This window comes from Methylomonas sp. BG-2, assembly GCF_057766305.1.
Genome location: NZ_JBYMAP010000130.1, coordinates 1 through 12,145, shown reverse-complemented (window position 1 = coordinate 12,145; position 12,145 = coordinate 1). Strand labels below are relative to the sequence as shown.

14 protein-coding genes and 1 pseudogene are annotated in these 12,145 nt (G+C 53.9%); 9 read left to right on the top strand and 6 right to left on the bottom strand.

Annotated elements, in window-relative coordinates; all coding sequences use genetic code 11:
- A partial coding sequence (locus tag AC3B8H_RS13340) for an EamA family transporter (protein ID WP_488442035.1) occupies positions 1 to 235 on the top strand: 235 nt, incomplete at its 5' end.
- 109 nt (positions 236 to 344) lie between these two features.
- Here AC3B8H_RS13340 and AC3B8H_RS13335 read toward each other — a convergent pair.
- The 3 genes from AC3B8H_RS13335 to AC3B8H_RS13325 all read right to left on the bottom strand — a co-directional run bounded on the left by AC3B8H_RS13335 (position 345) and on the right by AC3B8H_RS13325 (position 2,528).
- Positions 345 to 992: a glutathione S-transferase family protein gene (locus AC3B8H_RS13335; protein WP_488442034.1), complete on the bottom strand. Its 648-nt coding sequence runs from the start codon at positions 990 to 992 to the stop codon at positions 345 to 347.
- A 44-nt stretch (positions 993 to 1,036) separates the two neighbouring features.
- Positions 1,037 to 1,393, bottom strand: coding sequence for a nuclear transport factor 2 family protein (locus tag AC3B8H_RS13330; RefSeq protein ID WP_488442033.1), 357 nt, complete (start codon positions 1,391 to 1,393; stop codon positions 1,037 to 1,039).
- A gap of 232 nt (positions 1,394 to 1,625) precedes the next feature.
- Positions 1,626 to 2,528 carry a serine/threonine protein kinase gene (locus tag AC3B8H_RS13325; RefSeq protein ID WP_488442032.1) on the bottom strand — a complete coding sequence of 301 codons (903 nt, stop codon included), beginning with the start codon at positions 2,526 to 2,528 and terminating at the stop codon, positions 1,626 to 1,628.
- A gap of 54 nt (positions 2,529 to 2,582) precedes the next feature.
- Between AC3B8H_RS13325 and AC3B8H_RS13320 the strand changes: the two genes are divergently transcribed.
- Both AC3B8H_RS13320 and AC3B8H_RS13315 read left to right on the top strand, forming a co-directional pair.
- A complete protein-coding gene (locus AC3B8H_RS13320; RefSeq protein WP_488442031.1) occupies positions 2,583 to 3,434 on the top strand; it encodes a YicC/YloC family endoribonuclease in 852 nt (283 codons plus the stop codon).
- A gap of 20 nt (positions 3,435 to 3,454) precedes the next feature.
- Positions 3,455 to 3,883, top strand: a complete 429-nt coding sequence (locus AC3B8H_RS13315; protein WP_488442030.1) for a winged helix-turn-helix domain-containing protein — start codon at positions 3,455 to 3,457, stop codon at positions 3,881 to 3,883.
- A 150-nt stretch (positions 3,884 to 4,033) separates the two neighbouring features.
- Here AC3B8H_RS13315 and AC3B8H_RS13310 read toward each other — a convergent pair whose 3' ends face one another.
- Positions 4,034 to 5,263 (bottom strand): NADP-dependent isocitrate dehydrogenase, encoded by a 1,230-nt coding sequence (locus AC3B8H_RS13310; RefSeq protein ID WP_488442029.1) that lies wholly within the window; start codon positions 5,261 to 5,263, stop codon positions 4,034 to 4,036.
- A 147-nt stretch (positions 5,264 to 5,410) separates the two neighbouring features.
- Here AC3B8H_RS13310 and AC3B8H_RS13305 point away from each other — a divergent pair, with 147 nt between their 5' ends.
- From AC3B8H_RS13305 to AC3B8H_RS13280, 6 genes and pseudogenes are all read left to right on the top strand, one after another.
- Positions 5,411 to 5,992: a MarR family winged helix-turn-helix transcriptional regulator gene (locus AC3B8H_RS13305; RefSeq protein ID WP_488442028.1), complete on the top strand. Its 582-nt coding sequence runs from the start codon at positions 5,411 to 5,413 to the stop codon at positions 5,990 to 5,992.
- A gap of 5 nt (positions 5,993 to 5,997) precedes the next feature.
- Entirely contained in the window at positions 5,998 to 6,249 is a 252-nt protein-coding gene (ubiK, locus tag AC3B8H_RS13300; RefSeq protein ID WP_488442027.1) for a ubiquinone biosynthesis accessory factor UbiK, read from the top strand.
- A gap of 4 nt (positions 6,250 to 6,253) precedes the next feature.
- A pseudogene (locus AC3B8H_RS13295) lies at positions 6,254 to 7,108 on the top strand (YifB family Mg chelatase-like AAA ATPase); the annotation flags it as partial.
- Between the two features lie 579 nt (positions 7,109 to 7,687).
- Positions 7,688 to 8,923 (top strand): PfkB family carbohydrate kinase, encoded by a 1,236-nt coding sequence (locus AC3B8H_RS13290; RefSeq protein WP_488442026.1) that lies wholly within the window; start codon positions 7,688 to 7,690, stop codon positions 8,921 to 8,923.
- Positions 8,920 to 9,525 (top strand): 7-cyano-7-deazaguanine synthase, encoded by a 606-nt coding sequence (locus tag AC3B8H_RS13285; RefSeq protein WP_427551307.1) that lies wholly within the window; start codon positions 8,920 to 8,922, stop codon positions 9,523 to 9,525. The genes AC3B8H_RS13290 and AC3B8H_RS13285 overlap by 4 nt, the downstream gene beginning before the upstream one ends.
- On the top strand, positions 9,491 to 10,186 hold the full coding sequence (locus AC3B8H_RS13280) for a nitroreductase family protein (protein WP_488442025.1): 696 nt from the start codon (positions 9,491 to 9,493) through the stop codon (positions 10,184 to 10,186). Before AC3B8H_RS13285 ends, AC3B8H_RS13280 begins: the two co-directional genes overlap by 35 nt.
- Here AC3B8H_RS13280 and AC3B8H_RS13275 read toward each other — a convergent pair.
- Both AC3B8H_RS13275 and AC3B8H_RS13270 read right to left on the bottom strand, forming a co-directional pair.
- Entirely contained in the window at positions 10,121 to 10,990 is an 870-nt protein-coding gene (locus AC3B8H_RS13275; protein WP_488442024.1) for an 8-oxoguanine DNA glycosylase, read from the bottom strand. The genes AC3B8H_RS13280 and AC3B8H_RS13275 overlap by 66 nt on opposite strands.
- Positions 10,987 to 11,757, bottom strand: coding sequence for a DNA adenine methylase (locus tag AC3B8H_RS13270; RefSeq protein ID WP_488442023.1), 771 nt, complete (start codon positions 11,755 to 11,757; stop codon positions 10,987 to 10,989). Before AC3B8H_RS13270 ends, AC3B8H_RS13275 begins: the two co-directional genes overlap by 4 nt.
- Positions 11,758 to 12,145: the final 388 nt, after the last annotated feature.

Genomic DNA, 12,145 nt, shown 5'->3' with positions numbered 1-12,145 from the left:
GATCGGTTTCGCGTCATATGCGTGGTTGTTGCAGAACGCCTCGATCTCGCTGGTCGCGACCTATGCCTACGTCAATCCGCTGGTCGCGGTATTTTTGGGGAATTGGTTCGCTCACGAGCCGCTGACGCCTCGTATTCTGGGGGCGTCGGCGATCATCATCGGCTCTATTGTGTTGATGAACAGCGCGCGTGCCTCGCGGCCAAAACCACCGGTAGCCGGCGTCATCGGCGACTAACGCCCGCTCTGGCATTCGTGTACAACATTGTTAAGAGCCGCGCGATCGCAAAACACCGGCTTTTCTAACGGCGCGTTGCCGGTTTCTTCCGGCCTATCGCTATCAGGGCTTATTCGAACTGAGGCAATACCTCGGTTTCGGCGCGGCCGGCAGCGACCCATTCTTGCATGGCGGGTTCCGCCAACACGGTTTCGATATAATCACGCGATTCCGGTCCGTGGGGCAGGGCGTAAGCTTGAAAACGCAGCACCACCGGCGCGTACATCGCATCTGCGATCGTAAAGCGGCCAAACAGCCAAGGTCCGCGCTCGGCGTAACGTTGCCGGCATTCGCGCCAGATCGCGTCTATCCTTGCCGCGTCGGCCCTTGCAGCCTCGGGTAAGGCTTTGGCGGCGGGCTGGCGACTGACATTCATGCCGCAATGCTCGCGTAGCGGCATGAAACCGCTGTGCATTTCGGCCGCCAAGGCCCGCGCCAGCGCCCTTTCGGCGAAGTCTTCCGGCCAACCACGGGTTTGCGGAAAACGCTCGGCCAAATATTCCAATATCGCCAGCGAATCCCATATGGGCAGCTCGCCGTCGCGCAACACCGGCACTTTGCCGGCCGCGGAGTAACGCTGAATTTCGGCCTTGGAACCGGTTTGGTATAACGGGATACGCACTTCCTGAAATTCGATGTCGTGAAACTTCAAAAACAACCAAGGCCGCAACGACCAGGACGAATATTTTTTGTTGCCGATGACTAAGCTAAGACTCATGTCGAATACGCTCCTGACGAGTAAACTGGGATGAATGCGGACCGCTAACGCCGGTAATGCGCGTTGACCCGGATGATTTTGGCATCCTCGCCGATTTCCATGACTTCGGCGGCCAATAGATCGTTAACGCTACGGTAAATCAGGGTCAGGCTAGCAACGCCGGGCAGCGCGTGCAATAGCGTGAATTGCAAATCGGGATATTTGCTCAGGCCGGCCCGGAAATAGTCCCGCAAGGCCGCTTTGCCCGCGATCGTTCCGCTTGTTTCGCCCAGCAAAGCCTGCACAAACGGGCTGGTAAACTCGATTGCGTCGGCATAGTGGTCCAGGATACGTTCCAGGTCGCGGTTGTTCCAGGCTTGCAACCAGTCGGCGGCAAAGCGGTCGGCGAATTCTTCTGTCATTGAAGGTCCCTTGAAGAGTTACTGTGAGTGTCAAAAATAGTCCGCGATACTTGGGTTCCGGGGCGAAAACGTTCTTCCGCTCGACATACCAATCTCGGGCCCGAAAATGGCAGCGAATTCAGCCAGCCGAATAGTCTACCGCGTGTTATTGGTGGCTTGAAGTCCGGGCAAACTGGCGTTGCCTTACCTTCAGCCGGAGGCGCACTGGTTCGAGATTTGCGTACCGGCAACGTCAACCGGACGGGTTTAGCGCGGCCTGCATTTGCGCGACGGTTTGCGGGCGGTGTTCCGGAAACACCGCCATCGCCCAGTCGATGGCCTTCAGCAGATATTCCGGGTAGCGACGCTTGAAGGCTTTGACCGCCGGCGGCAAATCGTCTTGCTTAACCCGGTCGGGCGAGGACATCGGAATCCGGCAATCCAGGCAGGCGCGCATACTCGCACCCACCGCGTAGAGGTCGGACCAAGGCCCCAGACTCCCTTGGCTATCGTATTGTTCGATCGGTGAATACCCGTTGGTCAGCACCTTGGCGCGGCTCCGTTGCGGCGATAGCGAAATCTTGCGAATTGCCCCGAAATCCAGCAACAACGGGTCATTGCCGCTGCGGATCAAGATGTTGGCGGGCTTGATGTCCAAATGCACCAGCCCCTTGTGATGCACCACCTCAATGCCGGTCAGCAATTGCCTGAACACGGTCAACAGGAACTCTTCGGTGATCGGCAACAAGCGTTTGTGCAGAATTTTGTCGAGGGTGACGCCGTAATCGTAGGCCATCACCATGTAGACGGTATCGTTGGCCTGAAAGAAATTGATGACGTCCACGATATTATGGTGCTTAAGCATCGCCAACACCTTGGCTTCCTCGAAAAACAAGGCCCGGCCGCGCATGAACAACGCCTTGGCTTCGTCGCTATTGGGCACGACCACATTGTTCCAAGTGCGATGCGCGAGCTTGCGCGGCAGGTATTCCTTGATCGCCACTTGCATCTGATCGGCCATCTGCCGCGCCAGATACACCGAACTGAAGCCGCCATGCGCCAATTCCCGCTCGATCATGTACTGATCTATAATGGTGCCCGATTGCAGGTAATTCCACTGCTTAGGATAGGTTTCGGGATCGTAGTATTCGGCCATGGGCAAGCAACGCGGGTTGAGGCTCTGGATTATAGGTGAAAAATGATTAGAAGCATGACCGCTTTCGCGGACGGCGAACTGAGCGCCGACAACCTGACATTATTGTGCGAGCTGCGTTCGGTCAACCACCGCTACAGCGACGTCAGCGTCAAATTGCCGGAACGCTTGCGCTTTGCCGAAGCCGAGGTCCGGCGTCTGATCTCGGAAAAACTCAAACGCGGCAAGATCGAATGCTCGCTCGGTTACAAAAAACAAATCGGCGAACAAACCTTGCACGTCAACCACGAATTCGTACGCAAGCTGCTGAGCGTGACCGCCGACATCGAAACGGCAATGGCCAACCCTCAACCCTTCTCGGCGCTGGAAGTCTTGAGCTTTCCCGGCGTGCAACAGGAAACCGAAATCGACAAGGATGCGTTGCGCGAGCTGATCCTGCAATTACTGAACGCTACGCTGGAAAAAATGCTGGATACCCGCGCTCGCGAAGGGACGCAACTGGCCCAGTTGATCGACGATCGTTGTCAGAAGATCTCGCTGCTGGTCGAAGCCGCGCACAAACGCATGCCGGATGTCTTGCACAACTTGCGCGGCAAGCTGACCAGTCGCGTCGTGGAAATGGTGGCCGATCCCAACTTCGACCGTCTGGAGCAGGAACTGGTGCTGCTGGCGCAAAAGCTGGACGTCGCCGAGGAACTGGATCGATTGGAAACCCACGTCGCCGAGGTCCAACGCACGCTGAAACTGCCGGAGCCGGCGGGCCGCCGCCTGGACTTCCTGATGCAGGAAATGAACCGCGAAGCCAATACGCTGGGCTCCAAATCCGCCGACCGGGAAATGACGCAAATCTCGATAGACTTGAAAGTCCTGATCGAGCAAATGCGCGAGCAGATACAGAACGTCGAATAAGCCGCCCTTTCAGAATGCACATGAGTGCGAACGACAGCAAAACCGGCAGCGCCGATCCCACCCTGAAACTGACCGTGCGCTTGATGCACGGCGGCGAAATCGCGATGGGTCCGGGCAAGGCCGATCTGCTGGAAGCCATCCAATCCACCGGTTCGATCAACGCCGCCGGCAAGTCGATGAACATGAGCTATCGGCGCGCCTGGCTGCTGGTTGACGTGATGAACCGCAGCTTTGTCAAACCGCTGGTCCATGCCGCCAAGGGCGGCCGACACGGCGGCGGCGCCAAGCTGACGCCGTTCGGCCTGGAAGTGTTGGCCAATTATCGAAAAATGGATCAAGCGGCGAAATCGGCGGCAAGAGCCTATTTGCCGCTGTTCGACGGCCTGATGGCCCCGGCCGATTCCATCAGCCCGGCGGAAACGCTACCGCCGGAGATGGAGACCGAATAGTCCGGCATCCGGATCATCGCCGACGCGTCTCCCGCCCCACCAAGCGAAGCCGCGCCGGCAGCGGCAAAACTGGACTACCGCGACCGTTCCAAACCTTAAACACCGCGCCCCACGCGGAAAAACGCAACCATCGAGCCACGCCCCGAGCACTCACTCGGCCAAACGCCGTTCCAGCCGACCCCGCAAGGTTTCCAGAAACGCTTCGGTTGTCTGATACTGGCCCTCGTTCAAGTTGTCGCCATGAATGCACAAAGCCAAATCCTTGGTCATGTAGCCGGCTTCCACGGTATCGACGCATACTATTTCCAGCAATTCGCAAAAGCGAATGAGCTCGGCATTCCCATCCAATTTGCCGCGAAAAGCCAGACCGCGCGTCCAGGCGAAGATCGACGCGATCGGGTTGGTCGAGGTCGGCTTACCCTGCTGATGCATGCGGTAGTGGCGGGTGACGGTACCGTGAGCCGCTTCGGCCTCCATGATTTTGCCGTCCGGCGTGACCAGCGTCGAAGTCATTAATCCCAGCGACCCGAAGCCTTGAGCAACGGTATCGGACTGCACGTCGCCGTCATAGTTCTTGCAGGCCCACACGAAAGCGCCATTCCATTTCAGCGCCGAGGCGACCATGTCGTCGATCAATTTGTGCTCGTAAACAATACCTTTGGCGGCGAATTGGGCTTTATATTCGTCCTGGTAAATCTGTTCGAAAATGTCTTTGAAGCGGCCATCGTATTTTTTCAGGATCGTGTTTTTGGTGGACAGGTATAGCGGCCAGCCCCGGTCCAGCGCGACGTTGAAGCAGCTGCGGGCGAAGCCGGCGATCGATTCGTCGGTGTTGTACATCGCCAAGGCCACGCCGTCGCCATCGAAGTGGTAGACCTCGAAGCTTTGCTCTGGGCTGCCGTCGTCCGGGGTAAAACTGATCTTCAACTTGCCCTTGCCCTTGGTGACGAAATCGGTGGCGCGGTATTGGTCGCCGAACGCGTGCCGGCCGATGCAAATCGGCTGAGTCCAGTTCGGCACCAGTCTCGGTACGTTTTTGCAAATGATCGGCTCGCGAAACACGGTACCATCCAGGATGTTTCGAATGGTCCCATTCGGCGATTTATACATTTTCTTCAAGCCGAATTCCTCGACCCGCGCTTCGTCCGGCGTGATGGTGGCGCATTTGATGCCGACGCCGTGTTTTTTAATGGCATGGGCGGCGTCGATAGTCACTTGGTCTTCGGTGGCGTCGCGATGAGTAATACTCAGGTCATAGTATGCGATCGGCAAATCCAGATAGGGCAGTATCAGTTGGTCCTTAATGAAGTGCCAGATGATCCGAGTCATTTCGTCGCCGTCGATTTCGACGACCGGCTGGTTGACGGTAATTTTCTGCATGGCGGCCTCCGATCGGGTGGATAGAAGCCGCCAGTATAGCCCGCCGCCTCGGGAACCGGTGCGGGCAATTCGGTATCGGGCGGGAATCCGGTCCGGCTATCCGCGCCAACCACACCGCGTGCGAGTGCCTGTGTTAGAATCGAAACAATGCAGGAATTAGAGACTTTTAAGCTGATAGAGCGTATCAGCGCCATATTGCGCTCGGAAGAGCGCAAAAAATACGCGGCGATCGGCTTGCAGCCGGTGCATGGTCAAGTGTTGGACTATTTGGCCAAATGCAATCATTACAGCAACACCCATGCGGCGGTCGCGGAATACCTGGGCTTGACCAAGGGCACGGTATCCCAGACCATCCAGATTCTGGAGCGGCGGCATTACTTGGAGAAAACCACCGATGCGGTGGACGGCCGGGTAGTACACTTGACGCTGACCGAAAGCGGCTACGCTTTGCTGGAGGATTTAAAACCGCTGGATGTGTTTAAGCACGCCGAAACCCAACTCAGCGAACGCGAGTTCGAGACGATAGGTCAGGCGTTGCGGGCCACGCTGAGCGTGCTGCAAAAAGTCAATAACTCCAAGAGTTTTGGGCTGTGCCGCTCTTGTCGGCATTTTGCCGTCGAGGCCAACCATTACCATTGCGGCCTCACTGAACAACCGCTGGCGCGCGGCGATACCGAAAAGATTTGCCGCGACCACCAGCCCTTTTCCGATCCACACCAAGAAGAGTAACCGCCATGTTCGATACCAAGACCATCGATAACCTTGCCGACCGTATTTCAAACGCTATCCCGCCGGGCTTGCACAACCTGAAGGACGACATGGAGAAAAACATCCATGCCTTGTTGCAAAGCGCCCTGTCCAAACTCGATTTGGTCAGCCGCGAGGAATTCGAAGTCCAAAAAGCCGTGCTGGCCAAAACGCGCGCCAAGCTTGAAGACTTGGAAAAACGCGTCGCCGAGTTGGAGCAACGGCTGCCCAAAGACTGAGCCGATGTCGCTGGCAGTGGTGTACAGCCGGGGCCGCACCGGCATAGACGCCCCGCTGGTCACCGTCGAAGTCGATGTCGCCAACGGCTTGCCGGCACTGAACATCGTCGGCTTGCCTGAAACCGCCGTCAAGGAAAGCAAGGATAGGGTAAGAGGCGCGATCGTCAATTCGCAATTCGAGTTTCCGGTCGCGCGGATCACTGTTAATCTGGCGCCGGCCGATTTGCCCAAGGAAGGCGGCCGTTTCGATCTGGCTATCGCGCTGGGTATTCTGGCCGCATCGGGCCAAATCCCGAAAACCGCGCTTCACGAATACGAATGCATCGGTGAATTGGCTCTGGGCGGCGAATTGCGGCCGATACCCGGCGCGCTTCCGGTCGCGATTCATTGCCGCAACGCCGCCAGGCAACTGATTCTACCTGCAGCCTGCGCCGCCGAAGCCGGCCTGATCCAAGACGCGGCATTACTGCCCGCCCGTACTTTGCTGGAAATCTGCGCGCATCTGACCGGCCGGCAAGCCATCGATTCCGCGCCCTTTGCATTGGGCTTGCCCGCTTCCGCCTTCGACATCGATTTTGCCGACGTTCATGGGCAATTCCACGTCAAACGCGCGCTGGAAATTGCCGCCGCCGGCGCCCACAATTTATTGATGCTGGGCCCTCCCGGCACCGGCAAGTCGATGTTGGCGGCGCGCTTGCCGACGATTTTGCCGGAACTCAGCGAACAGCAAGCGCAGGAAACGGCGGCGATCGCCTCGGTCAGCGACCAAGGTTTGGACGTCGGCCGCTGGCGGCAACCGCCGTTTCGAGCGCCGCACCATACCGCATCGGCCGCGGCGCTGGTTGGCGGCGGTGTAAACCGGAACGTATTATGCGACTGAACAAGATTTCAGGGCCAATAAATGCGACTATGGCAATTTTGCAATTACTACCTTATATTATGAGCGCTTTTTGCGACTGAGTACGGATGAAATTGTCATTCACCTATTAGCTACTATGGCCGCTTACTCTTGACTCCAACAAACACAAAGCCAAGAAGCAACCTGTACCACCAAAACACAAATCCAGATATACCAATTATTTACGATTTTTAACCGATGAAGAGGACAATAAATGTCAGGATCGAATGGAAGTAGTGGCGTTGGAAGCGGCTTTTGGGAAGGTGAAGAAAGTTGTGAAACGTTAGTAATTGACACACAACTTAGCTCCCCCAAACCCGATGTTATTTCGGACATTTCAGTTGGCGATCTGCTGGATATTTCGGCACAGCCAATTGGGACTACCACAGTAGTCGTTGCATTCTATAAGGGTAAGGTTGCAGGTGGGTTGGCATCTCCGAAAACACGACGGCTGCTTGAATGTTTGGCGGGCGGCACTCGGTACGTTGCTAGAGTCACCGAAAAGAACGACGGTCAAATCCGTGTGCGTGTTAGTCCTCAATGAATTCAACTATAGATAATACTTACGCTATCGCCGTTGTCGGCGGGGTGTATCGTGAACGCTGCATGCGACCAGCGTGGCAAGAGGTATACGGATCAGCAGGACGAGCCGCATCCGCCATGGCGGCAATGGGGATCTTTGTTGAACTACATACTTATTATGATTCCATAACTGAGCCGGTATTAATTTCTCGAGCAGCCATTGAAGGGTTTAAGTTCTCAGGGGAAAGCATTCCAAAATCTACCCTTTTTGATTACGACCACGGTTTAGCCACTCCTCGCATTTATAGTTTTGGTAGTCGTCAATCTTCGCTACGCGTACAGGCTGAACAGGTTTTACGCTTCGGCATGCTGGAAGGCAGCGCATCTGTTCACGGCAAGAGAGTTGTTTACGACCCGCAGAGCCCGGCAAAGCCTGAGCCATTTCATCAAAACGGATCTACGGCAGACGAACTTGCTCTGATTCTTAATTATCGCGAGGCCCGGTTATTGAGTGGCGGGGAAAGTACATCAGCTGACTCAATTGCCAAATCATTGATTCTTGATGGTCATGCTCAAGTTGTAGTCATTAAATGCGGTCCACTGGGTGCTTTGGTTCATGATGGTAAGTCAACTAATCTAGTTCCAGCCTATCGATCGCGCTCCGTATGGAAAATAGGTTCCGGGGATAACTTTGCCGCACATTTTGCATTGCGATGGATGGAGGAAGGGAAATCGGCCGCCGAAAGTGCAGACCTTGCCTCACGAGCAACAGCATACTATTGCCAAAGCAAAGGTTTTGCCATACCTGAACTATTTGAATCATTCACTCCAGAAGCAATTGTTCCTTCTGAAGCATTCAGAAAAGGGCGCCGTCCGGTTGTCTATTTGGCAGGTCCTTTCTTTACTTTGGCTCAGCTCTGGATCGTTGAGCAAGTGCGGAAAGACCTAGCGGACATGGGGCTTGAAGTATTCTCACCGTATCACGATGTGGGTTGCGGCAGTGCAGATGATGTGGTGATGCTTGACTTGGTTGGCATCGAGAAAGCGGACATTATTTTTGCTATTGGCGACGGTATGGACTCAGGCACAATTTATGAAATTGGATACGCGCGCGCCAAAGATAAGCCTGTGATCGTTTATTGTGAGAATGAGTCCGAAGAAAACAAAAAAATGATGCAGGGTTCGTCATGCCATATGTGTGATGACTATGTTAGCGCTATCTATCATGCAGTTTGGACCGCGTGTAGTTTATGAGTGCTGCTTTATTATTATCGGGTGGAATGGATTCACTGGCCGTTGCCTGGTGGAAACGGCCAGACTACTGTATTACTATTGATTACGGACAGCTCGCCGCCGAGGCAGAGATAACTGCATCAAAGGTTATCTGTGAGAAATTGGGCATTGAGCATCATGTCGTCCGTGTCGATTGCAGGTCTCTAGGCTCGGGAGATATGGCAGGTACACCTCCAGATGGATATGCCCCTGCCAGCGATTGGTGGCCCTATCGAAATCAAATGCTACTAACCTTTGCAGCCATGAAAGCCCTACCTTTGGGCGTCAAGACGATTTGGATTGGTTCTGTGAAATCCGATAAGTCTCATCAAGATGGCACTATACAATTTCTGGAGAGCATGAATGCCTTACTGTCTCTCCAAGAAGGAGGTATGACAGTTAGAGCTCCCGCAATCGATATGACCACTCCTGAACTGATTCGATACGCAGACGTTCCTAAAAATATCCTGGGTTGGGCACACAGCTGTCATAAAGCAAACGTTGCGTGTGCAAACTGTCGAGGATGTAATAAGTATTTTGAGGTGCTTTATGAACTCGATGGCGGAATGGATGGACTTGGGTAATCCTTTTCCCCGTCCAGTGCCCAATTGCTATACGCCTATCACGTGGCCTAAGGGAAACGTAATTCAATTACCCCTCACAATTACTGCCGAGGAAAGACAAGAATCTGCAATCAATATATTGCTTCGTCGTCGTACGCGACGCCAGTTTTCCAATATTAGTCTGGATTCGCTCGGCGCTTTACTTTGGATATCTTGCCATACTCAAGAATTAGGCAGTGACCACTTAGGGTTTCCTTTGTCGCGGCGCCCATGCCCATCAGGCGGCGCGATTCATCCCATCCACCTTCTTGTACTGTTACCCCAAGAAGAGTGTTGGTACCGTTACGATCCTAATCAACATGTATTACACGAAACGCCCAGTAAACTGGATGCAACAATAGTGAAGAGTTCAATGCAGAATATAGTAACTGCTCCATCAGCGACGTTGTTCATCCTTGCGGCGGAACCAGGGATGACGGCGGCAAAGTATGAGGCCTCTGCAAGCCTTGTATGGAGAGATGCCGGCGTGATGCTTGGGGTATTAGCCATCGCTGCAGAAGCCCTTGATCTCAGTTTTTGTCCTTTGGGGGTAACTGGCGAACCTTGGGTAAGTCAACTACTCGAACAACCGGGTTTGTCTGGCGTCGGAGGTGCTTTTGTTGGAACGACCCCGTCCTCTTGATGAACTGGCCGCAAGAGCATCGGACGGCGAGCGCGGACGAACTCCGGCTAGACTCCCCCCCATCAATTGAGTAATAGTCCGAGGGGAGGACATCATTTCAAACCAAATAATGGCATCCAGCTCTGAAGGACGGGTGCCGATAGCCTGAGCAAAACGTATGAATTGTTCCTCGAGCTCTAAATAGTTCCTCTCTACCGTTAGGTTTTCATCAAAGAACTTCGCCAGCGCACCCGCACGCAGTACGTGAATATCCAGAATTGCGACATCGTCCGCGTCTAACCAATTACGTGCGACCCACGACGCTGTTTTGAGTCCAATACCTGGCAATTGGATGAGCCATTGGCGTAGTGCTTTTCCACTGTCTAATGGTGGGGTTTCTGCAGACAAGCGGGATAACGCTGTACTCAAATAGCGGGCTTTCTGTTTCACAAATCGGTATCGAATCTGACGGCCATCGATTTCAAGAGGCTGGGAAAGTACGTCAAATATATCTGATTCAGTTGAAGCGTTGACGAACATTCCCTGTGCCTGGAGTCTTCGAAACGCGGCAAGGCCGACACTTGCCGGAATTCCATGTCCGCCCAAGAGACAGGCGCCAACCTCTTCGGCAAGCGTATTTCCTAATCGATGTCGTGGCGGCATCCCGGTGATACGACGTGCCATGACTTGGTAAGTCCAATAGGCTGGAGTAGGGAATGCTTCAATTGCCCCCCAAGGAATGCCTGGCAAAACGAAGGTGTCAGAAGACGGCAGTTCGATTTGCACTACGGCGGCGCCTGTGAAAACTGCAGCGGACTGTCTCATGAGGGTCTCGACTCAGTTAAGTACTGAGCATTGAGTGCGCGCAAAACGTGCTCTCGCTCAATTGGTTCCATACGGTCAAACCGATCAAACAAACGCTGATGGCGGCGCTTGTTCGTCTGCCGATCGCGATATGTCTCTCCAAAATATGAAGCGTCATGAAGCTTGGTTGGGGGAGGGAAATTCATCCAGACACACTCTGTACGCACATCTACATGGGTCTTCGACAAAAACGTTGCTTTGCGCCAATTCCCTAGGCGTAACTCATACATCGAGTTGTCGTAACCCGAAAGCATTACCATGCAAGGCAAAGCAATTAGAACGTCCAATAGTCGGCTGTGGTCCTTGTATGAATACTCATGCCGATAAATTTTCGAATTTCTTCGAGATTCGGGCAAATATGGGGGGTCGGCGTAGACTAATTCCCCTCCTTGATAATCATACTTCTCAAGGAATGAGACGGCGTCACCGTGTATCAGAGTGCAATAGTTCGGATATCGTTGTCGCCACTTTGCGATAACCGCCCCGTCTGCGTCGATACCAAAATTGATTTGAGCGGCCTTTTTGTTTCTTAGCACAGCTCCACCACCTAAGTGAGATTCAATATAAGTTGTGTGTGCCGGCATGAGATTAATTAGCCGTTGGTAGCACTTGCCTTTTCCGCCTGGATACGTCATGGAGCAATCATCGTCAATTTTGACGATGATGTCAAGTGGTGGCAAACCAATTGAACTTCCACGATTTGCTCGCTGTAAACGAGTTAACGGCATCGCCTCAATTCCTGTTTCCCTGGGGCAAGCAGCGATTCAACAGACATTGACTTTGATTATCCAGTCTTTGAATGTCTACAGTATTGTCAGTTCTGGAACCCCACAACTTTAGGATCACTTTGTAAACCGGCTCTCTTGAATTAGGGCAAATAGCGCCCCATATTGAAGGCGCGTTTGGCATTTTTACTGCCAAGTTCGCCTTTATCGCTGCAGGGAGGCCGGCCCGTTCCCGGTCGTTTAGATCAACTCCAGGACCACGGGGATAAACAATGGCTCTAACCAACACCGAGCTTCGCTACTACGACAGCAACGTACTTCGCCTACCGGCGGATAAACGCAAGGAATACCACGCCCAAGTCGATCGACTAATCGACGAACTCTGCAAGCA